Below are 25665 nucleotides of genomic sequence, written 5' to 3' on the forward strand. Positions count from 1 at the left end.
TTAGGTAGTGTTAGTTCTACGAAATTGGATTTTAAGTCAAATCTAAAATCTAAAGTCTGAAATCTAAAATAAAAAAAATGCAACTCAAATAACCGTCCCATGTTTACGAGTTTATTAATCTATTAAAACAATTATTATGAAAAACAATTACAAAAGAATGCTGCAGAAATGCATGATTATTTTAGTCTTGGGCGCTTTTAATTTAGCGACAGCTCAGAAGAAAGTCATTGCTTATATTCCGAATTGGATTGATTTGAATGCTTTTTCGAGTACTATTCAATACAGTAAATTAACGCATATTAATATTGCGTTCGAAAATCCTGATGCCAACGGATATTTGAGTTTTAATTCAGGAAGTAATACCATAATAAATGCGGCACATGCCCAAAATGTAAAAGTGTTTGTTTCTCTTGGAGGAGGTTCAGTTTCAGAAGGAGGCCCAATTCGCGATAATTACTTCAATTTGATTACGCCAGCCAACAGAACGGCTTTTATTCAAAAAATCTATGATTATGTGGTAGCTCACAATTTTGATGGTGTAGACGTTGATTTGGAAGGCCCAGCAATAAATGGAGATTACGGCGGATTTGTTATTGCTCTTGCCAATAAACTGCATGCCAATGGCAAATTGATTTCGGCGGCGCTTTCAGAAGGATATGGTGGTGCCAATGTACCTTCATCTACTTTTGCAGCTTACGACTGGATTAATATCATGGCTTATGATGCAACAGGGCCTTGGGCACCAAATAATCCGGGACAGCATTCGCCTTACAGTATGGCGGTAAATCAGTTTAATTACTGGACAGGAAGAGGATTGCCTGCAAGTAAAGCCATCATCGGACTTCCTTTTTATGGCTATGGTTTTGGTGCTTCTGCCAATCAAGGAATTTCTTATGCTAATATCGTAGCTCAATATCCAGGTGCTGAGAATCTAGATCAGGTAGGAAGCACCATTTATTACAACGGAATTCCAACCATAAAACAAAAAACGACTTTTGCGATTCAAAATGCAGGGGGAGTTATGATTTGGGAATTGTCTCAGGATGCAACAGGCTCAAAATCTTTACTGACAGCAATTAATCAGGTAATTACAGGAAGCAATCCTCCCGCAACAGGAACTTTAATTCAAGCCGAAAATTACAATACAATGAGTGGTGTTCAAACCGAAGCAACAACCGATACAGGCGGTGGATTAAATGTAGGGTATTGCGATACAGGCGATTGGATGGCTTATTATAATATTAATTTCCCAACTTCTGGTTCTTATCAAATAGAATATCGTGTTTCAAGTGCTGTTACAGGCGGAAGGTTATCCTCTGATTTAAATGCAGGAACAATTCAGCTTGGTGCTGTAAATGTGCCAAATACAGGAGGATGGCAAAACTGGCAGACGATTACTCAAACTGTAAATGTAAATGCTGGGACGTACAATTTCGGGATATATGTTCAAAACACAGGGTTTAATATAAACTGGTTTAGAATTACAAAATCGGGTTCAACGGCAAAATCTGCTCCTGTAAACTCAGAACAATCAATTGCAAGTTTGGAGATTTATCCGAATCCGACTGAAAGTCAGCTTTTCTTCAGCACAGAGGTTTCTGGTGGAAATGTAAGTGTCATCAATACAGAAGGTGGTGCAACTGTTTTTTCTCAAACCGTAAACAATAACAGCATTGATGTTTCGACTTTAAAAACAGGAATTTATCTAATTTCAGTAGAGAAAAACGGAATCAAAACGGTAAGACGTTTTATTAAAAAATAACCCTAACCCATTTGCCATAATGGTTTTAGATACATTAAATTTTAGGTTTTAATGTGATGAAAAGGCTGTCATTTTTTGTGACGGCCTTTTTTTGTTTTAACCGCAAAGACCGCAAAGGTTACGCAAAGACCGCTAAGTTTTTTTTAAGCTAAATTTATAAATTAAAAAGTTCGCAAAGCATTATGGGATTAGCTTTGCGAACTTTAATTTATAAAACTATACTCAAAATCCTTTGTGACCTTTGCGTAACCTTAGCGTTCTTTGCGGTAAAAAACGTCTCTTAGAATAAATTACTTCACACTTTTAATTTCGCCATTTTTCAAATCAACTGTAAAATGATCTGCTGGAACTTCATGCATAAATTTATTGAAGATGATCAGGAATAACTTCATTTGTTTTTGTAATGGAGTGTCTTTTGAAAGATCAGCTTTAGAACCGTCTAAAAATAAATTGGATAAGACTTTGTATTCTTTTGCTCTTTGAATTCCAACATCGACTAGAGCCAATTCATCGGCACTTCTGAAACGATAAAAATCTACTAAAAGATCATAACCTGTCCAGTTAAAAGCGTCTTTTTTAAAATTACTCTGAGTTAAGATTTTTTGCGATTTAGCTTCAGCTTCATTCCATTGTTTTTGAAACTGTTCTTTATTTTTAAGAATAAAATCAAAATCTTGATCAGATTGCATATTGGCTAAAATCAGTAAATCTTTTGCAGAAACATTCAAAATGAAATCTTTAAAATCAGAAGGCCAATCGTCTTTTAAGAATCGAAGGCGAACTAATTCTTTTAAATGAAAATCGGTAAAATCATGATAGTTTTTTGTTTTTAAAATATCAATATTCCAAATATCTTGCACATTCTGGCTTTTCAAAAACTGATATTCCATTTCATATAAATCAAAAAGTTCGTTGTATCTCGGAACATTATCAATACTGATAGTCTGAATATCTACAGTGTTATTTTTCTTGAAAGTCAATAATTTATAAGCGGGAATATATGCGGCAAGCGATGGTGTCTGAATATTAACTAAAGTATTTCCTTTTGCAGAAGTCCGAACTCCCGTATCGTTGATGTGCATATGGCCTCCAAAATGAATCTTCAACCCTGCATCTGCAAAAACCTGAGCTACTTCTTCAACTGGGACACGATTTAACTGCCATTTGTTTGGACCAAGCAACTCTTTTATTTCCGCAGAAGCGTCATCATTAAAATCAATCATTGGGAAATGACTGAAAGCGATCAGCGTTTTTCCTTGTTTCTTGGCTTCAGCCGAAATAGTTTCAACCCATTTTATCAGATGTTTTTTATTAGAAAGCACATTGTTATAACCCGTACTGGCTTCATTGTAATTTTTAGAATCTTTTTCGGCAGAAGCATTTTTCTTTGGGATATAAACATTTCCGTCAATTGCCATTAGCCACAGCCCGTCAATTGGTTCGACAACATAACTAACATCTGGAACTTCGTAACCTAGAGCTACTTCATACCCACGGTTTGTCAGTTTAGCACTTTCCGCTGCTTTTTCAAACGAGTAATTTTCACTAGTATAATTAGAAAAAGGCGTTGCCCAGAATTTGTATTTTGAATTCGGATGAAAGCCAAAATTCTGAAGCTGTTCGGTGATTCCTAAATAACCCATTTTAGCAATGTCGGCGGTGACAACTATTGGCTGTTCGATGTTTAAATTTGGCTTATAAAGGCCTTCTTTGCTAAAAATGGGCTGACTTTTGCCTTCTTTTCCTAAGAAATCTTCTTTTCCAGATTCTTGCGCAAACGGTCCGACTGGATCATGATTTCCAGTAGTGATAAAGAATTCTATTCCGTATTTTTTGGTGTATTGTTTTAATATTAAAGCTAACCCACGAACGTGAATTGGCTGGCCATCATCTGTATAATCTCCCGGAAGTGCAACATATTTGATTTTTCGTTTGGCGATATCTTCTAATGCTGCTATAAATGCAAAATAATTTTCATTGAAAATTCTAGTAGAATGAAGCTGAGACGACATGGTTCGCAACAAAACATACTGTCCCGTTTTCGGATTCAAAACTCCTTTATAATCGTAATCTGAAAAGTTGCCAAATAAATCTTGTAAATGCACATCGGATAAAAATGCGATTTGTTTTCCGTTGAGGTTTTTTACTTTTTGTGCTGATGCAGTATTGTTGAAGAAAACAACAAAGAACAGTATATGTAAAAATGTATATCTTGAATTCATAATTGTTTTTAACTTTTGAGTTTTTTTTAACCGCAAAGACCGCTAAGGTTTTTCGCAAAGACCACAAAGATTTTGTGCGAAGTTTATAAAATAAATAAGTTCGCAAAGCTTTGCGAACTTCGCGTTTATAACGTAATCTTAAAAATAACTTTGCGCTCTTTGCGGTTAAAATTATTATTTTTTCAAGTTTCTCGGTCAAGTAATAACTTGAAACCTGAAACCTGAAACAAAAAAACTATTTTCCAGTCACAGGATTATTTCGAACATAACTTCCGTCGTCGTATTTAATCTGATACGGTGAATTAAAGAAAGTGCTTGGCAAATAATAATCGGTTGTGATAATTTGTGCGCCCGATCTTTTAGCTGCTTCAAAATGAGAATAGTCGTTGGCGCGTGCTTCTTTGGTATCAGAATCGGCACGGGTTCTTATGATGTAGCCTTTTTGTACTAAATCTTCAATTTCTGGATCTTCAGAATTATTTTTAAATAAAGTTGCAGCTTCTGGTTTTCCTGGTTCGGCATTTATAAAAACGGCGCGTCCTTTAAGGGACGGATGATTCAATGCGTACAAATCTCTTTTTGCGCCGTTGTTATCTAATAGAAATAGAAATCTGCCTTTGGCTTCTTTTAAAGTGGGCCAGTTGTTGTTTAAAACTGCTTCTTCGAGCGTCTTGTATTTTCCTCTTACCATATCTGGTGTAATCAGTTTGTCTTTTCCTAATTCTTTTCTGATTACTTTATCCATTTCATCAAAAACAGCTGCAGTAAAATCTTCTGGTTTGGTTCCGAAGAAATTAGCATCGCCGTCTTTTGGTTCTAAAGTGATAAAAACGGGAACATGATTCGGATTAGCATCAGACCATTTTTTTAATTCTTGAAGACAGATTTCGAAAGTGTAGCAAGAAGTTCTAAAATCGATATCCGGCATATGGAAAACTTTAAAGCCAGGTTTTTTCATTAATCCCTCTGGATCGTAGGCTTCTTCAGATTTAACAGCATCTAAGCCTTTTGGATGTGCATATTTTCCGCCTTTAGCGTCAGCAAAAATATCAATTTCAAGATTGCGTAAACCTTTGTTTAATTGATCTGTAATACTAATATGAGTGTATTGTAAACCTTTTAAGGAACGTGAAGTGTCTTTGGCTTGAATAAGATTGTATAAATCAGTTTCAATAGCATGACGATAGCTGTTATGCGAACCAATGACTTGAAGCTGATTAATTTTAAGATTTTCGTTTTGGGCCTGAACGCTGTAATTTACAGCACCGGCAAGAAATAAAGTGAACAAAATTTGTTTCATGATTCTAAAATGGAATTGATACTATTTGATTGGGACGCATCAAAAGAAAATTACATTTTTGAAAAAGACTAAGTTAAATGTAGTCTTTGATTTGTTTGTTAGTTAAAGAAAAAGAAATCGCAAAATCATTAGTACTTCATCCCTAAAAAAGTAGTATTTATACATCAAAAGTTTTCATTTCTTAATTTAAAGATAACCTTGACGCAAAAAACATTGGCTTTTGATTTTATTATTTTACGATATGAATCAGTCTGTAATTGCCTTATGAATAATCCTGAAATTTTTGAAAAAACGTATAACGAATACTGGAAAAAACTCAATGCGTTTTCCTATACGATGACTCAGGACAAAGACTTGGCACAGAACATTGTTCAAGATGTTTTTGTCGATTTATGGGAGCGCAAAGAAGAGTTGAATATTAATGCAATCGAACCTTTTTTATTTCGTGCCGTAAAGAATCAGGTTTTTAAGCATTACCAAAACAATCGCTTTGACAAGACTATTTTAGAAGAAAAATTTGAAGACTACATTATTGACAATTTTTCGTCTATCGATCCAGAAGTTATGGATCTGCTTTATTCTTTATTAGATAAACTTCCAGAGAAAAGAAAAGAAGTTTTATTGATGTATAAGTTTCAGGATATGACAATCGATCAGATTGCAGAGGAACTTGGAATTTCTAAACAAACGGTAAAAAACCAAATTTCATCTGCTGTAAAACAACTTCGCGAAGGCTTGAAAGATCTAGCTTGGCTGGCTCCATTTATTATTTTTAATCAAAAATTTTAAAATAACTTTCGCTTGATGTTTTCATAATATTTGGCGATAGTACGATTTCGAGATTCTGGTACTTATTCATAACAATAAGTATTTATGATAAAAAGAATCAAACATAGTTTAGAATATCTGCTTGATAAAAGTTCAAGAAGCAAAACTTCAGCAGCTGAAGAAAATCTGCTAAATGATTTTGCTTTTAACGAATATCAAAATTCAAAATGGGATAATGGTTTAATGGGAAATCCAGAAGACGCTTCTCAAAATATTTATGACGGAATTCAACTTAGAATAGGAAAGAAGAAAACCTTCAATCCTTATTTAAAATATATAGCTGCTGCCAGCATTCTTTTTCTAGTTGGTTTAGGATTTTTATTTAGACCAAATGTTTTAGACCAAAAACAAATCACATTTAAAACGTCATCGATTCCCCAGTCTATCAAATTAAGTGACGGTTCGAAAATTTATCTGGCAGCAAACTCATCATTTCAGTATCCTGAAAAATTTGAAGGCGACCATAGAACGGTTTCTTTATTAAAAGGAAATGCCTTTTTTGAAATTGCTAAAGACAAACAGCATCCTTTTGTTATTTATTCTGGTGAAATAAAAACCAGAGTTGTCGGGACTTCATTCCATATTCAATTATCGAAATTGAATTGTAAGGTTATTGTCGTGACCGGAAAAGTAAATGTTTCTGGAAAAGGGCAAAGTGTAGATTTGGTTCCGAATGAAGAAGCTTTATTTGAATCGGAAAAACTAATCAAACATTCAGCAGATAAAGCTTTCTTGGTCAATTGGTATAATGAAGATGTAACACTCGACCAAACTACGCTAAAACAAGTTATTACAATTTTACAATATAAATACGTAGTTTCATTTCAGTACAATAATGAACACGTATTAGCAACGCCGTTAACGGTATTCATCAAGAAGGACGCAACATTAGAGAATGTTTTGGAACAAATAAATTATATCACAAACCTAAAATTCAAAGTTTATGGCGAAATAGTAAAAGTGGATTAAAAACAAAAAAGCAGTTGCGGGAACAACTGCCATTAATAAATTAAGCATCGTAAAAACAATTACTTAAATCATGTATTTTAAACCTTCTTATTTAAATCTAAAGAGTTTTGTCTTTTTAGTTCTGGCTTTACTGGCTTTTCAAAGCGGTTATAGTAGAACAAATTTATTAGAAAAGCCAAATGTAAAAAATAAAATAGAAAAAGCGACTCTTGTTTCTATTTTTTCAAAATTAACGCAGCAGACTGATTATAAATTCAGTTACGGGCAAGCTGTAATAGCAGATAATACTGCGTATGCGGTAAATTACAGCGGAGAATCTATTACAGAAATTTTGAATGATCTTTCTAAAAAAGCCAATTTTAATTACAACATTAACGGAAAATTAGTTTTAATACAGAAAAAAGCTGCGCCAAAAACGGTAAATACAAAAGCGGTTGATAGAATTAAAGTTAAAGGAAAAATAGTAGACGAGAACAAAGTGCCAATTCCAGGTGCAACTGTAATTGAAACAAGTACTTCTAACTCTACTGTAACTGATTTTGACGGAGTATTTGAACTTTCTGTTGGAGAAGGAAAAACTATAGATGTGTCTTACGTTGGTTACAAAACCAAAACGGTTACAGCACAAACTGGTTTTATGACTATTCAGTTAGAACCAACTACTGCAGAATTAAATGAGGTTTTAATTGTAGGGTACGGTAAACAATCTAAAAAAGACGTTACTGGAGCAGTTACACAATTGGAAGCTTCAAACTTTAAGCAAGGTGTAAGCATTTCGCCAGATAATTTAATTCAAGGAAAAGTTGCCGGTGTTCGTGTGGTTAGTACAAGTGGTGAGCCAGGAGCTGGGGTAAATGTAACAATTAGAGGAGTTGGATCTATTAGAAGCGGAAGTACGCCTTTATTTGTTGTTGACGGAATTCCATTGTCTAATGATGATGTGAGCCCATCTGGAACGAATGTTGGTTTTGGTAGTTCTCAAGCTAAAAATCCATTAAACTTTTTAAATAATAGCGATATCGAATCTATTACAGTTCTAAAAGATGCATCTGCATCTGCCATTTACGGAGCAAGAGGATCTAATGGAGTTGTTTTAGTAACGACTAAAAAAGGAGCAAAAGGAGATGGAACTTTAACTTTTGATTCGTCTTTAGGAATTTCTACTGTAGCCAACAAATTAGATGTTTTGAGTGCTGATGAATACAGAAACGCTATTAAAGACAAAGCTTTTGATCACGGAGGTAATACAGACTGGCAGGATGTTATTTTTAGACAAGCTGTTACAAAAAGTAATTCGCTGGCATTTTCTAAACAAACAGAGTCTGGAAATTACTATGCATCTGTATCGCAATTGGATCAAGAAGGTATTATTAGAAACAGCGATTTTAAACGTCTGACAGGAAGAATTAATGCTGCTGAGTCGTTTTTGGATAAAAAACGTTTAAAATTAAAATTTAATCTTACTGCCAGCGAAACTAAAGACGATGGCGTTCCTACAAGTGATGACGGAGGTTCTAATGGACAATTGCTGGTTCACACACTAATGGCAAATCCAACGAGATCAGTTTTTGATGCAAATGGTAATTATACCAATTTTAATATGAATGCGCACTACAATCCAGCGTATTTATTAAGTATTTATACCGATCAAACGCGTACTTTGAGAGTGTTAGGGAATTTTGAAACTTCTTTACGAATCATTGACGGATTAGAATATAAATTAAACCTTGGTATCGACCGCTCGATGTCAGAGAGAAATACTACTATTTTTCCAAACTTAACAGATTTGAATCCAAAAGGAAAATATGTTCAGAATAATCTAGATTCTAAAAACTCTTTGGTTGAACATTATTTGACTTACAATCTCAATTTAGATAAACATAAAATTGAAGCTTTAGGTGGATTTTCATATCAAAAATTTGAAAGATCTGGAACAGCTTTCAGTATTGACGGAATTTCGAATCAAGGTGAAGGTGTACCTCCTTCAATTAATCCTGGCTTTAAAGGCACACAATCTGGAACGACTGGTTATGCTCAGGAAAATGAATTACAGTCTTATTTTGGAAGATTAAACTATAGTTTCGACAACAGATATCTTTTAACAGCTTCTATGAGAGGAGACGGATCTACTCGTTTTGGTAAAAATAATAAATACGGCTATTTTCCATCTTTTGCCTTAGGCTGGAATATTGCTAATGAAAGTTTCTTCAAAGATTCGACATCATTAAACAATTTAAAACTAAGAGCAAGCTGGGGACAAACAGGAAATCAAGAAGTTGAAAATAAAATTACACAGGCGAGTTATTCTTTATCTGGAGCTGACGGATATTATTTATACGATGACTTGAATTTAGTTAATGGAGTTTCAGTTAACAGAACACCAAATCCTGATTTAAAATGGGAAGTTGTAACGCAATATAACTTAGGTTTAGATTTCAATTTATGGAATGATAAATTTTACGGAACATTAGATTATTTCAACAAAACCACTACAGATGCAATTTTGAATGTTCCTTCACAAGCTTTAAGCCCAACAACTACAATCTGGACTAATATTGACGGTAAAATCATTAATAAAGGTTTTGAAATTATGTTAGGTTCTAAGATAGTAAATACTAAAGATTTTACTTGGAATGTTGACATGAACGGTGCGACGTTGAATAATAAAATTCAAGATCTGCCAGTTTCAGAAATCTTAACAGGAACAATTTCAGGACCTGGACAATCTGGTGTAAATGCAAATATCTATAAAAGCGGTTACGCAGCAGGATCTTTCTACTTGTTAGAACATACTGGTTTTGATGCTAATGGAGCTAATATTTTTAAAGATCAAAACGGAGACGGTAAAATTGATAACAGTGACAGAATTATTATTGAAGGTGCGCTTCCAACTTTCTATTACGGATTAAACAGTGATATGAGATATAAAAACTTTACATTCTCATTCTCTATCATCGGACAAACTGGAGGTTATTTATTAAATAATACAGGTTTGAATGCTTTAAATATAAACAACTTAGCATCAGATCGTAACGTAGCAACAGGGTATTACGAGTCAGGCGCGAACCCTACAAACTCACCAATTTTGTCAACGCTTTTCTTAGAAAAGTCTGATTTCATTAGATTGAATACCGCTCGTATTGGATACAATTTTGACTTAAAAGGATTGAACTGGATCAACGGCTTAACACTATATGTAACAGGTCAAAACTTAATTACGATTACAAATTATACAGGTTACGATCCGTTAATCAACAGCCCAAAATCAAACGGAGGAAACCAATCTATTGGTATCGATTACGCAAGTTATCCAACTTCAAGAACATTCAGTTTTGGAGCAACTTTAAAACTATAATTTATTATGAAGACAAATACTATTTTTAATATTAAAACATTAGCATTATTTTCTTTTATTTGGCTTTTTGCAAGCTGTACAAATCTTGACGAAGTGGTTCTAGATGAGGTTTTAGGAGAAGATGCTTCAAACCCTGCAGGGGCACTTGCTGCTGCTTACGACCGATTGGGAGACGGAACTTTTGTAGATCACGGTGGAATTTTTTCGCTGCAAGAATACACTACAGACGAGGCAATTTTGCCAACTAGAGGAAGTGACTGGGGAGATGGAGGAAAATGGAGAGACATGCACGAATTTACATGGAAGTCTGATAATGCAATCGTGGTTGATAACTGGAACAAACTTACTAATGGAATTACTCGTTCTTTAACAGCAATTCAGTCAATTGAAGAAAGTTCAATTTCAGAGAAAAAATTGTTTTTAGCAGAAGCTAAAGGACTTTTAGCGTATTATTTATATACAACATTAGATTTGTACGGACAAGCGCCATACAGAGATCCAATGAATCCGAATGCGCCTTTACAGATTTTAAAAGCTGATACACAAATCGATATTTTAATTGCCGATGTTGAGGCTTTAATTCCAGATTTGGCAAGTATGGGAGAGCAGCGAACACATCACGGAAGATTTACAAAAGAAGCTGCTTATGGTTTGTTAAGTACAATGTATTTGAATCGTGCTGTTTTTAAAGATCGTTACAATACAGCTTCAAATTTTAATTTTAATGAAGCTGCAGCAACTGGTACAGGAACAGATATGGATCGTGTAATTTACTATACTTCATTATTGATCAATTCTGGAAAATACAGTTTAGAAAGCGATTATTTCAAAAACTTTGCAAGAGATAATGAAAATGGGAAAGAACTTATTTTTGCGATTTCTCAAAAAATAGATTACATCCGTAACGGTTCAAACAGTTTTGCTTATGTATGTATGGAACGTAACCAAAGAACTTCTGCAGCAAACAGAGGAACAAATGCGGCTTGTACAACTCCAGAGTTTTTTGCAACATGGGATGGAAACCACGATGATCCGAGATTTCAGCAAAAATACCAATATGGAGATGGTACATGGTTTATGAACGATGGTACAGATGTAAGTGTTCCAGCAACTGATATCGTACCAAAAAGTGCTAATTTACCTTGGTTCCACTTTAACAGAGGTATTCAATACGGACCACAATACGGACCAATATTGCTAGCTTCAGGATCTTTGGAAATGACAGGAAACCGTATCAAAGTTTCTCCATTATATATGGAAAAAAGCACCACAACAAGAATGGATTTTACACCTTCTTTGACTTTTAAAAATCCTGCACAATCTGTTTTTGCTCAAAACGAAATCAATCAAGGGGCTCGTATTTTCAAATACGAATTTGATCCTGAAGGAGGAAACGGAAATAGTAATGTTGATATTCCATTATTTCGTTTAGGAGGAATCTACATTATGAGAGCCGAAGCTTATTTTAGAAAAGGAAGCACAGGATTGGCAATGGATGATCTTAATAAATTGCGTACAAGCAGAAAAAGAGAATCTTTATACGGAGGTGTAACTGGAAAACCATTAACATCAATAGATCAAACTATTTTATATAAAGAAATTGGATTTGAATTGTACTGGGAATTGCAAAGAAGACCACAAATGATCCGTTTTGGAAAATTTGATTTAGCGGGAACTGCAAAACCTGCTTCAGAACCATTTAGAAGAATATTTCCAATTCCGCAGTCAACAATAGATGTGACTAAAGAATTCAAACAAAACCAAGGATACAATTAAGTTTGTGTGTTAGTTTATTTTTTATTTTTTTTTCAAAAAGCCTGTTTCGAAAGAGATAGGCTTTTTTTTAAGGTTCTGAGGTGCTAAGGTTCTGAGGTGCAAAGGTTTTGTAGTGGATATGTATTCTGTAGAGACGCACCGCAGTGCGTCTACGCAACGAATATCCATTTAATTTTAAAAACTGATTTTCAATTAATCTATGGATGCGTCCAATGTGAAAAACTCAGCACCTTAGCCTCTCATCACCTCAGAACCTTCAAAATATATAATAATCAAATGAAAAAATATAAGATTTAACTATCATTGAATCAGTACATTTGAGATGGATTTGGTATTTTGAATACAACTGTCTTCGAAAAATATCAAAGAATAAAACTCAAATTAATAACTCAAAAAAAGTGTAAAAATCATGATACATCAAATTGACACTACCGATAACATAGTTGCATTTAGAGCATTAGCAGAAGTAACCAAAGAAGATTTTTTAACAGCAGTAGTGCCTGCGGTTGAACATTTAGTGAAACAAACCAACGAAATTAATTTTTTATTGGTCCTCGATACAGATATTAAAAACTTTACTGCTGGAGCGTGGCTGGAAGACGCACTTTTAGGATTAAAACATCTAGGAAAATGGAATAGAGCAGCAATCATTACAGATACTGAAGAAATTATTTCGTTCACAAACGGATTTAGTTATATAGTTCCAGGAGAATTTAAAGGTTTTAAAAAAGTAGATTTTAATAAAGCCTTAAATTGGGTTGAAGGAAATATCGAGGTAAAATAAGATCCCATAGCACATCCTTTGAGTAGTAATACTGTAAAATTTCTACTCAAAATGGAAAATAAATAGTTCTCAATAGAGAAGATTATAAAAAGAAAGCCTATAAAATTAATTATAGGCTTTTTTGATTTTATCACAAATGATGATTAATGATTGTATTCGATACCGCTGCTTGTTTTAGCGTCGATTTTTTCTTTAGTAACTTCACTATACTTTTTATAACAAGCCGAAGCTAAAATTGGCAATGCAATACTTCCAACAACAGCACTCGCTTTTGGGTGTCCTGTTTTTTTCAAAACTGCAGAAGCCAAAAGAGCACCAACTCCTGCGCATACCATTTGTTTAACCGAAAGATTAATTGATTTATTCTGTGGTGTAATTCCGTGTAATAATGGATCTATGAAATTTAAATTCTCCATGACAATAATTTGTTTAGTTATACTTATTTTTTTAATTTTTATTCTTTTTCAGAGTCAGTTTCACTTTCGATTTTTTCGATTTCAACTTTTTCTTTTTTGATCGCCTGACGCAGCAATGCAAAAAGACTCATATAGACATTTGCTGTAAAAACCAGAGAAAACCCTGCCAAAATATAGCCTCGCCAATCATTTAACAAAAGTTTATAATCACAAAGAATTAAAAATGCAATTGTGACATAATGGCTAAAACAGTATTCACACGTAAAGAGGTAGAAAAATTTTCTCGACACTAAAAATCGGTCATTTTTAGAACGTCTGACACACCATTCATGTGGTTCTCTAAATATCTCTTCGTGCGTTACAGTCCAGCTTATACAGGCAATTGGAATTGCTAAAATAAATAACCAGACAATTTGTGTTACTATAGTCATAAACAATTGTTTTGAAGCTATGATAAATGGTTATTCTCTAGGATGGTTTTCTGGATAATGTTCAGCATCAAAATCATCTAGTTCTTCATCATTGTCTAAGTCATCATCTTTCTCCAAATCATTGTCTAAATCTAGATCTGGATCATACTCATCATTCAAGTCGTCTTCCGTATCGTCATTTGTAATGGCATCATCTTCATTAATAATACGTTCTTGATTTGGTATATTCTCAGATCTTACATTTGTATTCTTTTCAAAATCTTGTTCTGGATGAGATAAATCTTCTACAAATTCTTCTTGATATTGATACGGATCTTCATCTCTTGCGTAATTGTCATTGTCAATTAATGTATTTTGCTCAATCACATCAGGATCGCTTTCGCCAAATTCGCGTTCATCGTGTTTTTTCAGCTCTTGTTTATATTCATCTTCAACTGAATAAGTTCCGTCTACAAGAGTATTTTGATCTATATAATCAGGGTCGAATTGACCATAATCATGGTTGTGTTGCTTTTCCATAATACTATTTTTTTAATTTTTTGTCGTAATACTTTTAAACTTAAAAAGTAGGGTTTTACAAATTTAACAAGCAGGTAACTAAAAGCCTTTACAAGAAAATTATTTATAGTTGCATAATTAACAGTTACTTATAATATAATAACTGTAAGAAATTATGTAAGATAACCATATTACTTACATTCTAATTTTGATATGAAATAGTAATTAAAAATTAAATAATTATGGCATCTCATAAAGTGACCGCTTGCTGTCAAGCTCTAATAGAAAAAAACTTGACCATATCATTTGCAGAAAGTGCTTCTGCTGGAAAAATGTGTTATGAATTTTCGACAGTTTTTAATTCAGGGAAAATCTTGATAGGAGGGATAGTAAGTTACCATTCTTCTATGAAAGAAGATTTACTGCATATTCCTTGGGGAACAATAGAAAAATACAGCGCAGAATCTGCCGAGGTGACTAAATTGATGGCACAGAATTTTTGTCGTTATATTAGCTCAGATATCTGTGTTGCCCTCACTGGTCTTACAACTCCAGGCGGAAGCGAAAGTGAAGAAAAACCAGTAGGAACCATTTTCATACATATTATTATTGCAGAAAAAGAAATTGCCAGACATTTTGAGTTTGAAGGAAATCCTGAAAGTATAATCAATCAAGCAATCGATGCAGTTGCAGAATTGATTTTGGAGGAGATTTAAAAGTAACCAACAATAATTTACAAAAGCCGCAAGTTATCTTGCGGCTTTTCTGTGTTTTTTAAGATTTAGCTTAAAATGATATTTTAATGACTTCTATGAGATATATCGATTTTTAGCATTTTGGAAATTTGTACAAAAGGAACATTAATCGGTAGAAATCATATGGCAAATACATATACACAAATACACATACAATTTGTTTTTGCAGTAAAATTTAGAAAAGGATTAATTGGAAAAGAATGGAAAGACAGATTACATCAATACATAACTGGTATTGTACAATCAAATCAACATAAAATGCTTTGTGTAAATAGTATGCCAGATCACATTCATATATTTATAGGGATGCGACCAACACAATCTATTTCATCCTTTATTCAAAATTTAAAAACAGAAACCTGCAAATGGATTAAAGAGGAAAAACTGTCTCCAAATTTTGCATGGCAAGAGGGTTATGGTGCTTTTTCTTATTCAAGAAGTCATGTCCCCAATGTAATACGTTATATTCAAAATCAAGAACAGCATCATAAAAAAGAATCATTTTTAGAAGAATATCAAAAATTACTCAAAGCATTTGAAATTGAATACGATAACCAATATATTTTTAAAGAGCCAATTCTTTAAATTCCAAACGTCCCTACGGGACGACACAAAAAAACAAATATTTTTTCTACCAATGAAATGTTCCTAACGGAACATGGTTTGGATTTTTATGTTGTTTTACAAGTAAGTAAATAGAGTATAAAATTCATTGAATTTAAAAAAAATAAAAGAGTCATAAATGTTCCGTTAGGAACATCTCATCGGTAGAAAAAAAAATAAATAAATGTATCGATTTTACGTTCCGTAGAAACGTTTGATTGTCGCAAGCGCATAATTTTAAAGAGCCAATTCTTTAAATTCCAAACGTCCCTACGGGACGACACAAAAAAAACAAACATTTTTTCTACCAATGAAATGTTCCTAACGGAACATGGTTTGGATTTTTATGTTGTTTTATAAGTAAGTAAATAGAATATAAAATTTATTGAATCTTAAAAAAAATAAAAGAATCATAAATGTTCCGTTAGGAACATCTCATCGGTAGAAAAAAAAATAAATGTATCGAATTTACGTTCCGTAGGAACGTTTGATTTTCTATTATAATATTTCCAAATTTTTATGTAGATCAAGAATTTTTAAATGTTCCGTTAGGAACATCTCATTGGTAGAAAAAAAAATGAATGTATCGATTTTACGTTCCGTAGGAACGTTTGATTGTTGAAATGACAATATTTTAAATAATCAAATTCATGACCCAAACGTGCCTACGGGATGATATCTAGAAAAATATTTATTTTCTACCAATGAAATGTTCCATGGGACATTTTAAAATTACTTACTGTAAAGCGAACCATTCTTTATAGACATTTTACCTAACTTTCCTCTTGCATGCAATTCTTCTAATATAATTTTTGCTTCGTTAACAGAAATGTCATGAATTACGGCATATTCTTTTGGTGCTAACGAAGGATATATTTCAAAAATCGATAAAGGATTTTCTTTAACGATACTTTTCTTTTTTGCTTCTGGAAATAAAGCTAATAAAGCATTCTCGTAAGAAGAATAAGGTTTAGAACCGTAAACAGTTAATTTATTATTATTTTCATCAGCAAAAAAAAGCGTTGGAAAACCTCTTACTCCAAGAGTTTTGGCATAATTTAAATCTTCTTGAAAAAGCTTTTTTGCATCACCACCATCGTAATCTGTTTTTAGTTTTTCGATATTAAGATCTGCGATTTTTGCAGCTTCTACAATATTTTCCCATTGTGCTATGTTCTTCTTCTCCAGATATAATTTCTCACGTAGGACTCTCATAAATTTTACTGCTTTTTCTTTACCCTGTATCTGCGCAGCTTTCATAGCAATGCATGACGGATAAGAAGAATCTAACGGGTCTTCAAGCCAAACATCTCCATCAATTGGCATTTCGTAATGTAAACTAGCTTCATCCCAATGATGAGCAACATCTGAAGGTTTGCTTATACCGCCGCTATTATAACTCCAATCTGGTAATAAACCGCCCATCCTGTAATCAATATCAAAATAATCGCCGTATTCCAATTTTAGTTTTCTAAGTTGAGGTTCTATTCCCCAGCACGACGAGCAAATAGGATCTGTGTAATAAACGATTTTTATAGGTTTATTTTCAATTTGAATATTAGCGGTTTTATTAGAATTTTCGCTTATTGGTATTTCACATGTTGCGCTTATTGGATCGCATAATAGCGGATTTGTTTTATTTTCATTCATTTTTGAATTTGTTTGAGATTGACAGCTTAAACTGCAAATCATGATTAATAATAGCGACAGTATTTTCATAACAACTGTGTTCTTTTACGCTTTGTTTTTATTTTAATACAAAGTTCGTTTGATATCAATCGCGAGTCAATTAGTCAAGAAAATGTGACTAGTAAAATATTTGAAATTAAATGTAGTTTAAATCTTATGAAAATGTATTTTTGTATTGGTTTGAAAAAACTAATTTATATATAAAATATTATGCTTAAAATAAAGTCTATACAGGACATACAAAATGATCTTTTGATAAATAAAAAAGGTATTAGAAATTTTCCTAAATCAACATCATTTCCGTTTGATGCATTATATTTAGATATTGTAACTCAAATTAAAACAGTTGAGATTTCATCAGAATGTATATTATTAGATAGTGTACACTCTTATAATGAAAATAAAGAATTTACTGATCCAGAATATTGGAAAGATAATTATGATCAAAAGATAATTATGATCAAAATGAAATTAATAAATTTTGGTTCTTTGGACAAAATGGACAAGGTGATTTATGGTTATTTGACATTAATAAAAAAGTATATTTCTACGATCACGAAAAAGAGCAAATGTGTAAAGAAAATTTTATTGATTTAGATTTGAATTTTAAAAGATGGATGCAATTTTCTTATCTAAATAAGCAGCTTGATGAATATTATGATGTTGAAAATGAAATAAGCCAGGAAATTAAAATAGAATACAAAACTAAGTTGAAAGAAATTAGTAAATCTTTATTAGATAATTATCCGTTTGAAATATAAATTTTATATTTATGAAAGTTAAGAAGATTTATATAAAGCTAAAATAAAATGCCAGTATACAAATTTGATGAAGTACTAAATGACTTAATGGATTATTTCCTACTAGGAGATGTTGATTATTTATTTCAATACAAAGAAGAAAATAACTTGCCAGACGATTTATTGACAGAATTCACTACAAAAGAAACTGGTGATGAGGCTGTAGAAAATGGTGTAATAGTACCAATGATTGGTGTTGAAAATCATCCATATACTATATATTTTAATCTTTTAGATGAAAATTCGATATTATTAAAACCTGAAAATGATCTACAACATCAACGTGAAGGATATTGTTTGAGAGTAGTTAATGAGCGTATTTATCTTTACACAATTCCTTATTTAAAAGATTTTACCACTACTAAAATTGAAGCATTAAAGAAATTCAAACATGCAACAATTGAACTGCAAAATGGCTGGTATACTGTGTCTATACTTGCAGGGTTAACAAAACAAATAGAAGAAGTCAAAACTGTTAAAGGTGAAATTAAAACAATAGAAACTATGGAACCTACTTTTGAATTTTTATTAAAACCATCTAAAGATAAACCAGTTTTCACAGCAGATTTCAATTATCAGTTTAAAGTAGATTAAAGAATTTAGATTTTCAATTAATAAATTTAATAAATGTGGAGTGATAGATATAATTATTATAATATTCAAAGCAATCTTTCTTTTTCCGAGAAAATAGATTCAAAAATTGTAATTGATACTATATTAAATACAAAATGTTTTTTTCAAAAAGGAAATCAAAATTTCTCTAATGCAGAACATTTTCCGTGGTTAGACCTGGTTTTGGTTGAGGCAGATGAAGGAGGTTTTATAACGGAAGAAAAAGAAATTCCATTTATTAATTTAATCGCAATAGTTTGTTCAAAAGGGATAAATATAGATCAATCAATTTATATTGAAACTTTTTTAAAAATTGCTAAAGATTTAAATTGGAAATTGTATTTGGAAGAGGATGATTATGGAAATGAAGATATCGAAATTACTTAATCTGAATCTCAAAAAAAGCATGTAGTTTTTTCTACAGATGAAATACCCCTACGAAGTATAAGTAATTTTTTTTTTTGATTATAGGCCTTAGCGCACTTTGCGGTTAATTTAAACCTATTAAACTTTTATTAACAAAAAGTAAGATTTCATTACTTTATATTTGTAAGGCACAATTTAATCCTAAAGCATTGTATTCTTATGAAAATCAAGTCTTTTTACTATATAATTTTAATTAGTATTTTTTCAGTTTCAGCTTATAGTCAAAACGTAAAGTTGTTGAATATAAATCAGCTTAACGAGAGAATTAAAAATGGAAAAGATAGTACTTACGTTGTGAATTTTTGGGCAACTTGGTGTGCACCCTGCATCAAAGAATTACCTCATTTCGAGAAATTAAAAGCAGAACATAAGTCAGAGAAACTGGCTGTTTTATTGGTAAGTTTAGATTTTAAGTCTAAACTAGAATCGAACGTAATTCCGTTTGTAAAAAGAAAAAATCTTAAAAACGAAGTTTTTCTTTTAAACGAAAGCAGTCCGCAGGAATTTATTGACCGAATCGATCCAAGCTGGTCAGGAAGTATTCCGGCAACGTTATTCATTAAAAATGATAAACGAAAATTTGTCGAGACGGAATTTACATACGAACAATTATTAACTGAATATAAAAAACTATAAATCCAGAAACCATGAAAAAAATAATTTTATTACTAGCACTGGCATTTTCAGCCTTTCTTTCTCAGGCACAAACTACAACTCTTAAAGCTGGAGATACTGCACCAGATTTTAAACTAAAAAATGTTGACAACAAAGAAGTTTCTTTTGGAACTTTTAAAGATGCAAAAGGTTATATCGTAGTTTTTACTTGCAACACTTGTCCGTATGCGATTGGTTATGAGCAAAGAATTATCGATTTAGATAAAAAATTCAGACCACAAGGATATCCTGTAATTGCCATCAATCCAAATGACCCAGAAGCTTCTACAGCAGATACTTTTTCTAAAATGCAAGACTTGGCAAAAAGTAAAAAATATCCTTTCCCATATTTATTTGATCCAGGACAAAAAGTTACTGACGAGTACGGTGCAAAACGTACACCGCATATTTTCATCGTTTCTAAAACCTCAAAAGGAAATATTGTAGAATATGTTGGAGCAATCGACAATGATCCAGAAGGAAATAAAGCAGATAAAGTAAAATATGCCGAAGATGTTATCGCATCTTTAAAAAGCGGTCAAAAACCAGCAATTACTCAAACTAAAGAAATTGGCTGTACAGTAAAAAGAAAAGCAAAAGCTTAATTAATTCTTTATTTTATAAAATACGAAACGCCCCATATTATGGGGCGTTTTTGGCAAATATAAATGAACAAGTTTGGTTTACTTCTGTTTTTTATCAATTTTGTAAAGTCTTCCTTGATCAGTAACGGCGTATAATGCTTCATCTTTTCCTTGTGTGATATCTCTAAATCTTTGTCCCTCACCAGCCAATAATCTTTCTTCTCCAGCTACTTTATTATCCTTAAAAGCTAAGCGAACAATATGCATGCCACTTAATGCTCCTATGAAAAGATTATTTTGCCACTCAGGTACACGGTTTCCTGCGTAAAAAGTCATTCCACTTGGTGAAACAACAGGATCCCAGTAGTATACAGGCTGTTCCATTCCAGTTTGCTGCTGAATACCTTCGCCAACTTTGGCACCGCTGTATTCAATTCCGTATGTAATAGTTGGCCAGCCGTAGTTTGCTCCGGCTGTGATTCGGTTAATTTCATCTCCGCCTCTTGGTCCGTGTTCACTCTGCCATAGTTCTCCAGTTGTTGGGTGAAGAGCCAGTCCCTGTGGGTTTCTATGTCCGATAGTGTATAACTCTGGTAAAGAGCCAGTTTGCGAGAAAACTGGATTTCCTGGCGCAGCTTGTCCATTCGTAGTAATGCGTACAATTTTACCTAAACTGCTGTTTGCTGCCTGTGCGAGCGGACGAGTTTCTAATACAGATCTTTCGCCAATGCTCACAAATAAATTTCCAGTTTTGTCAAATAATACACGGCCTCCGTAATGTAATGTGCTGTTATTTGGTGTATTAGAACGATAAATTACAGTTGCATTTTCAATTGCTGTATCATTATCTGAGATTCTTCCTTTTGCAACAGCTGTAATATTTCCGCCTGCTACTACTTCAGAAAAAGCCCAATAAATCATGCGGTTTGTTGCAAATGCAGGATCAAGACATATACCTAGTAATCCGCCTTGATCTGCTGGATTTACGGCAGGAACTCCTGTTAAGGCATTACTTATAACTCCAGCTTGTGTAACAATTTTTATTTTACCTGCTTTTTCGGTTACCAAAAGACGTCCATCCGGAAGGTAAGCAACTCCCCAAGGAGCGCTTAAACCGTTGGTGATAACTTTAGATTCAATTTCTGTTGTGGTTTGAATACTTCCTGCACGCGTTTGTCCAGAAAATGCAGGTTTGTAGGTTGTATTTGCCGTACCTGTTTCTACCGGCGGTCCAGTCGGCCCTATATTGGTACTATCATCATTATCATTGTTGGAGCAGCTGCTTAAAGCTAAGACCCCAGCAAGAAGAAAAATACTTTTTTTAATTATCATAATGCTTTCATTTTAATGGTTAAAAAATAAATTTTGCATTATCCAACAATCGAAAAAGAATATTCTTTTTTAGAGATTCATTAAATATGAAAAGGTCAGTTTCAAATGAAATTCTCCGTTTTATCTTCAATTTAGATTTGCCTAAATACTTATGCCATTTTATATGAAGCAAAAGAATTTCAGATAGAAATTAAACTTCTTTTGGAAAAGCATCTAGTGGGACATGCATTATTTTTAACGGAAAATCCCTTCAAATTATTGCCGAGAAGAATTAGATAATCTTTATTTCTATTGAAATTTAACACTATAATTTAAAAGCATAAGGAGTCTAAAGTCTTAATTTTAAAGGAGTTTTTAAAGACTTTTTAGTTTTTTCATAAAAACAGGAAAAACTTCATTTAATTCGTCAAAAAGAGGATTTTTGCGATTTTTTAGTTTAATCTCACTGAATAATTTTAATCCCAAAGCAAATTGAACAGCTTCTGACTGATCGGCAAAAATGTTTTTTTCTTTGATTCTTTCAATGATTCCGAAAATTTCATCGTGATTGTCAAACTCGATTCCAAGCTCTTTTGCTGGTTCTGTTGCACCGTTAGCGTATTCTTTAAGACTTAAAGTCAGGTAATATTTATTTGATCTTTTTTCCATAATTTTTATAATTCTAATTTATTTCAGCCATTTATCGACTACTATTTTAAAAGCTTCTTTGTACTGTTCACCAACCGTAATTTCTATTTTATCAATAAAAATCGAGTTTTTGCTGATCGCACTAATTTTGTCCAGAGATACAATAAAAGAACGATGAACACGCATAAATTTTGATGAAGGAAGTTTTTCTTCTAAAGCCTTAAGTGATATAAGTGACAGTAAAGCTTTCTGAGAATCTTCAAGATGAACTTTTACATAATCTTTTAAACTTTCTATATAACAAATATCTTTTAACGAGATTCTAACCCATTGATATTCTACTTTTAAAAAGATAAATTCATCGTCTGCTGCAATATTTTGAAACTGATTGTTTGCTTCTTCAGATAATTGTAAAACCTTCGTAGAAGCGCGAAGAAATTCTTCGTAACTAAAAGGTTTTAAAAGATAATCTACAGCATTTACTTTATATCCTTCAATTGCATAATGATTGTAAGCAGTAGTAAAAATAATCTTTGGCAGAGGTCCAGGCTGATCTTGTATAAGTCTTGCCAGTTCCATTCCGGTCAAGTTTGGCATATTGATATCTAAGAAAACAACATCAGGTTTTGTTTCCCGAATTAATCCCATAGCCTCAACAGCATTGTCGCAGGTTGAAATTAATTCTAAAAATGGAGTCTGCTGTATAAACGTTTCTACGAGTTTTAAAGCTAAAGGTTCATCATCTACTGCTATGCATTTTAATACGGTCATTGCTCTAAAGTTATTTTCAATTTAATTTTATATGTTCCGTGGTCGGTAACTCCAAAAGTGATGAAATGATGATTTGGGTAAATCAAGTGTAATCTTCTTTTGGTATTTGTTAAACCAATTCCGCCTTCATTAGTAACTGTTGTTTTTTCGAAGAAAGTATTTTCTACTTCAAATTCTAAATCAGTACCATTTTGTGAAAGTTTAATGTGTATTTCGCTTTTATCTGTGGCATGAATACCATGTTTAAAAGCATTTTCTACTAAAGGTAATAATAACATGGGAACAATTGGGTAATCATGAAGTTTTTCGGGAATTTCTGTAGTGATAGTTAATTTTCGGTTCGCACGAAGTTTCATTAAAGCAATAAAATCCTTTAGAAATTCTACTTCTTTTAATAATGTTGTTCGTTCTCCTTCGGTGCTGTAAAGCAAATAACGCATCATACGGCTTAAAGTATGAAGTGCATTTCTCGAATCTTCAATATCAGTATAAGTAAGTGAATAGATGCTGTTTAATGAATTAAAGAAAAAATGCGGATTAATCTGTGCTTTCAGCATTGCTAATTCTGCGGCTGTTTTATCCTGTTCTAATTTCTGTTTGTGCTGTGCGGCTTTTTGCCAATATTGCAGCATTGCCCAGCTGGTACTTATTCCTAAAACCAGAAGCGTAAGCGTAAAAACGTAATTATCGAAATAAGGATTTTTATACTTTGTAAAACCAATAGCTTTACTGATTTGATTATGAAGATCTGTCTGAGAGGTATAAAAATAAGCAATTAGCTGCATGCTGAAAATAGCAAGAAATGCCCAAAGTAAAAAAAGAGAGGTATTGTCTTTAATAATAGTTTTTGGCACAATAATTTTTGCTGTCGAATAAAAAACAACAATCAATAAAAAAAGCACAATACTCTGCCAAAGCCAAAATGCTGACGGAAGCACAACATTCCAAGTTAATGGGATGTAAAACAGCATAATATATCCTAACAAACACCATCCAAGAATGTGTAATCCGGTGAATAAGTAGGGTCTGAAAAAGTTAGGTGTCATTATAATTTATCGTTTTAAGGACAATATTACACTTTATTTAAACATAAATTTTGGGCAATCGTCCAAGACTGATTTAGAGTCTCTAAAAAGCATTTTAGAGTCGATAAGATAAAATTAAACGCTTGTTTAATATTTGGAAAAATTCCATCGGTCGTCAGCTTACCTTTATCGATTCTCTCTCGCTCTTCGTCTATTTGAAAATTTTCGTTAGTTATATTTTAGTTATTTTGTCTACATATAATCGATAATTACACATTTTTCACAATGAATAAGCAATCATTTTTAAGTATTCTCGCAGCATCAATTGTTATCGCTTCTTGCGGTAAAAATGATAAATCGGCTCAGGCTGGGGGCGCACCGCAGATAAAAGAGTATAAAACTGTGACATTACAGCCGGAATCTGCTACATTAAACAGCGATTTTCCTGCTAGTATTCAAGGACAGCAAAATATAGAAATTCGACCAAGAGTTGAAGGATACATTGATAAGATCTTTGTTGATGAAGGAGCTGTTGTAAAAGCTGGACAGCCTTTGTTCAAAATCAGTGCACCAGAATATGAGCAGCAAGTTCGTACTGCAACTGCAAGTATTAAAAGTGCTCAGGCAGATTTAAGTGCAGCTAAATTGGCTGTAAATAAAGTAAAGCCATTGGTAGAAAAAGGTATTATCAGTAAATATGATTTAGAATCAGCACAATATACTTACGAGTCAGCTTTAGCGGCTTTGGCTCAAGCAAATGCGGCTTTAGTAAATGCAAAAACAAATTTAGGATATACAACAGTTACAAGCCCGGTAAATGGAGTTGTAGGTTCAATTCCGTTTCGTTTAGGAAGTTTGGTAAGCTCAAATACTACAGAACCTTTAACAACAGTTTCAAGCATTGGTAACGTTTATGCATACTTCGCCATGAACGAAAAAATGCTTTTAAATTTCACTCAAAACAATAATACGGGAGCTTCTTTAACTCAAAAAATCAAAAGTATGCCGGCAGTTTCTTTACTGCTTTCAGATGGTTCTGTTTATGATGAAAAAGGACATATTGAAACGGTTAACGGATTGATTAATACAGAAACTGGTTCGGTAAATATCAGAGCTCGTTTTCCTAATCCAAAAGGAATTATTAGAAGCGGAAGCAGCACAACAGTAAGAATTCCTACTGATGTAAAAGATGCTATAATTGTGCCGCAAAGTGCCACTTTTGAACTTCAAGATAAAATTTTCGCGGTAGTTTTAGGAAAAGACGGAAAAACGAAAAATGCTAATATCACGATATTAGATAATTCAGCAGGAAATTATTATGTGGTAACAAGCGGATTAAAACCAGGAGACGAAATTGTATTAGAAGGAGTAGCTTCTTTAAAAGAAGGAACTGAAATTAAAGCTCAAAAACAAAAACCAGAAATGGTTTATGCTGACTTAAAATAA

General features: G+C 32.8%; 24 protein-coding genes. 14 read left to right on the forward strand and 10 right to left on the reverse strand.

Annotated features, from left to right (window positions below; all coding sequences use genetic code 11):
• Positions 1-136 precede the first annotated feature (136 nt).
• A complete protein-coding gene (locus EDB96_RS16430) occupies positions 137-1762 on the forward strand; it encodes a glycosyl hydrolase family 18 protein (RefSeq protein ID WP_134141996.1) in 1626 nt (541 codons plus the stop codon).
• 290 nt (positions 1763-2052) lie between these two features.
• On the opposite strand, the gene EDB96_RS16435 is transcribed toward EDB96_RS16430, so the two are convergent.
• On the reverse strand, positions 2053-3984 hold the full coding sequence (locus tag EDB96_RS16435) for a metallophosphoesterase family protein (protein WP_134141998.1): 1932 nt from the start codon (positions 3982-3984) through the stop codon (positions 2053-2055).
• A 235-nt stretch (positions 3985-4219) separates the two neighbouring features.
• Positions 4220-5284, reverse strand: a complete 1065-nt coding sequence (locus EDB96_RS16440; RefSeq protein WP_134142000.1) for a phosphatidylinositol-specific phospholipase C1-like protein — start codon at positions 5282-5284, stop codon at positions 4220-4222.
• 264 nt (positions 5285-5548) lie between these two features.
• On the opposite strand from EDB96_RS16440, the gene EDB96_RS16445 reads away from it, so the two are divergent.
• From EDB96_RS16445 to EDB96_RS16465, 5 genes are all read left to right on the forward strand, one after another.
• Positions 5549-6073, forward strand: a complete 525-nt coding sequence (locus tag EDB96_RS16445; RefSeq protein ID WP_057116135.1) for an RNA polymerase sigma-70 factor — start codon at positions 5549-5551, stop codon at positions 6071-6073.
• An 84-nt stretch (positions 6074-6157) separates the two neighbouring features.
• Positions 6158-7081, forward strand: coding sequence for a FecR family protein (locus EDB96_RS16450; RefSeq protein ID WP_134142002.1), 924 nt, complete (start codon positions 6158-6160; stop codon positions 7079-7081).
• A 70-nt stretch (positions 7082-7151) separates the two neighbouring features.
• Entirely contained in the window at positions 7152-10436 is a 3285-nt protein-coding gene (locus tag EDB96_RS16455) for a SusC/RagA family TonB-linked outer membrane protein (protein ID WP_057116133.1), read from the forward strand.
• A gap of 6 nt (positions 10437-10442) precedes the next feature.
• A complete protein-coding gene (locus tag EDB96_RS16460; RefSeq protein ID WP_057116132.1) occupies positions 10443-12212 on the forward strand; it encodes a RagB/SusD family nutrient uptake outer membrane protein in 1770 nt (589 codons plus the stop codon).
• Positions 12213-12621: 409 nt separating this feature from the next.
• On the forward strand, positions 12622-12996 hold the full coding sequence (locus EDB96_RS16465) for an STAS/SEC14 domain-containing protein (RefSeq protein ID WP_057116131.1): 375 nt from the start codon (positions 12622-12624) through the stop codon (positions 12994-12996).
• A 143-nt stretch (positions 12997-13139) separates the two neighbouring features.
• On the opposite strand, the gene EDB96_RS16470 is transcribed toward EDB96_RS16465, so the two are convergent.
• Genes EDB96_RS16470 through EDB96_RS16480 form a run of 3 tightly spaced genes read right to left on the reverse strand, consistent with a single transcriptional unit; the run spans position 13140 to position 14362 of the window.
• Complete coding sequence (locus tag EDB96_RS16470) at positions 13140-13412, reverse strand: PrgI family protein (RefSeq protein WP_057116130.1); 273 nt, start codon at positions 13410-13412, stop codon at positions 13140-13142.
• A gap of 38 nt (positions 13413-13450) precedes the next feature.
• Entirely contained in the window at positions 13451-13843 is a 393-nt protein-coding gene (locus EDB96_RS16475; RefSeq protein WP_134142004.1) for a hypothetical protein, read from the reverse strand.
• 30 nt (positions 13844-13873) lie between these two features.
• Positions 13874-14362 (reverse strand): hypothetical protein, encoded by a 489-nt coding sequence (locus EDB96_RS16480; RefSeq protein WP_134142006.1) that lies wholly within the window; start codon positions 14360-14362, stop codon positions 13874-13876.
• Between the two features lie 221 nt (positions 14363-14583).
• On the opposite strand from EDB96_RS16480, the gene EDB96_RS16485 reads away from it, so the two are divergent.
• Positions 14584-15057 carry a CinA family protein gene (locus EDB96_RS16485; RefSeq protein WP_057116127.1) on the forward strand — a complete coding sequence of 158 codons (474 nt, stop codon included), beginning with the start codon at positions 14584-14586 and terminating at the stop codon, positions 15055-15057.
• Between the two features lie 162 nt (positions 15058-15219).
• The gene (gene tnpA, locus EDB96_RS16490; RefSeq protein ID WP_134142008.1) at positions 15220-15681 is read left to right on the forward strand and encodes an IS200/IS605 family transposase; all 462 of its coding nucleotides are present in this window, start codon (positions 15220-15222) and stop codon (positions 15679-15681) included.
• A gap of 750 nt (positions 15682-16431) precedes the next feature.
• On the opposite strand, the gene EDB96_RS16495 is transcribed toward tnpA, so the two are convergent.
• Positions 16432-17349, reverse strand: a complete 918-nt coding sequence (locus tag EDB96_RS16495) for a DsbA family protein (RefSeq protein WP_134142010.1) — start codon at positions 17347-17349, stop codon at positions 16432-16434.
• Positions 17350-17598: 249 nt separating this feature from the next.
• On the opposite strand from EDB96_RS16495, the gene EDB96_RS16500 reads away from it, so the two are divergent.
• The 5 genes from EDB96_RS16500 (at position 17599) to EDB96_RS16520 (ending at position 20485) form a co-directional block, all read left to right on the forward strand.
• Positions 17599-17985, forward strand: a complete 387-nt coding sequence (locus EDB96_RS16500) for a hypothetical protein (protein WP_134142012.1) — start codon at positions 17599-17601, stop codon at positions 17983-17985.
• Between the two features lie 212 nt (positions 17986-18197).
• Positions 18198-18782 carry a hypothetical protein gene (locus tag EDB96_RS16505; protein ID WP_134142014.1) on the forward strand — a complete coding sequence of 195 codons (585 nt, stop codon included), beginning with the start codon at positions 18198-18200 and terminating at the stop codon, positions 18780-18782.
• 33 nt (positions 18783-18815) lie between these two features.
• Positions 18816-19187 (forward strand): hypothetical protein, encoded by a 372-nt coding sequence (locus EDB96_RS16510; protein ID WP_134142016.1) that lies wholly within the window; start codon positions 18816-18818, stop codon positions 19185-19187.
• Between the two features lie 276 nt (positions 19188-19463).
• A complete protein-coding gene (locus tag EDB96_RS16515; protein ID WP_243839367.1) occupies positions 19464-19862 on the forward strand; it encodes a TlpA disulfide reductase family protein in 399 nt (132 codons plus the stop codon).
• A gap of 11 nt (positions 19863-19873) precedes the next feature.
• Positions 19874-20485 carry a thioredoxin family protein gene (locus EDB96_RS16520; RefSeq protein WP_134142019.1) on the forward strand — a complete coding sequence of 204 codons (612 nt, stop codon included), beginning with the start codon at positions 19874-19876 and terminating at the stop codon, positions 20483-20485.
• A 78-nt stretch (positions 20486-20563) separates the two neighbouring features.
• Here the strand turns inward: EDB96_RS16520 and EDB96_RS16525 are convergent, their stop codons facing one another.
• From EDB96_RS16525 to EDB96_RS16540, 4 genes are all read right to left on the reverse strand, one after another.
• On the reverse strand, positions 20564-21796 hold the full coding sequence (locus EDB96_RS16525; protein WP_134142021.1) for a PQQ-dependent sugar dehydrogenase: 1233 nt from the start codon (positions 21794-21796) through the stop codon (positions 20564-20566).
• Positions 21797-22150: 354 nt separating this feature from the next.
• Positions 22151-22444 carry a DUF3861 domain-containing protein gene (locus tag EDB96_RS16530; RefSeq protein WP_134142023.1) on the reverse strand — a complete coding sequence of 98 codons (294 nt, stop codon included), beginning with the start codon at positions 22442-22444 and terminating at the stop codon, positions 22151-22153.
• Between the two features lie 18 nt (positions 22445-22462).
• Positions 22463-23194 (reverse strand): LytR/AlgR family response regulator transcription factor, encoded by a 732-nt coding sequence (locus EDB96_RS16535; RefSeq protein WP_057116120.1) that lies wholly within the window; start codon positions 23192-23194, stop codon positions 22463-22465.
• Positions 23191-24240, reverse strand: a complete 1050-nt coding sequence (locus EDB96_RS16540; RefSeq protein WP_134142025.1) for a sensor histidine kinase — start codon at positions 24238-24240, stop codon at positions 23191-23193. Before EDB96_RS16540 ends, EDB96_RS16535 begins: the two co-directional genes overlap by 4 nt.
• Before the next feature lie 264 nt (positions 24241-24504).
• On the opposite strand from EDB96_RS16540, the gene EDB96_RS16545 reads away from it, so the two are divergent.
• Positions 24505-25665 carry an efflux RND transporter periplasmic adaptor subunit gene (locus EDB96_RS16545; RefSeq protein WP_134142027.1) on the forward strand — a complete coding sequence of 387 codons (1161 nt, stop codon included), beginning with the start codon at positions 24505-24507 and terminating at the stop codon, positions 25663-25665.

Origin of the sequence: Flavobacterium sp. S87F.05.LMB.W.Kidney.N, assembly GCF_004366435.1 — a bacterium.
In the GTDB taxonomy this organism is placed as follows: domain Bacteria; phylum Bacteroidota; class Bacteroidia; order Flavobacteriales; family Flavobacteriaceae; genus Flavobacterium.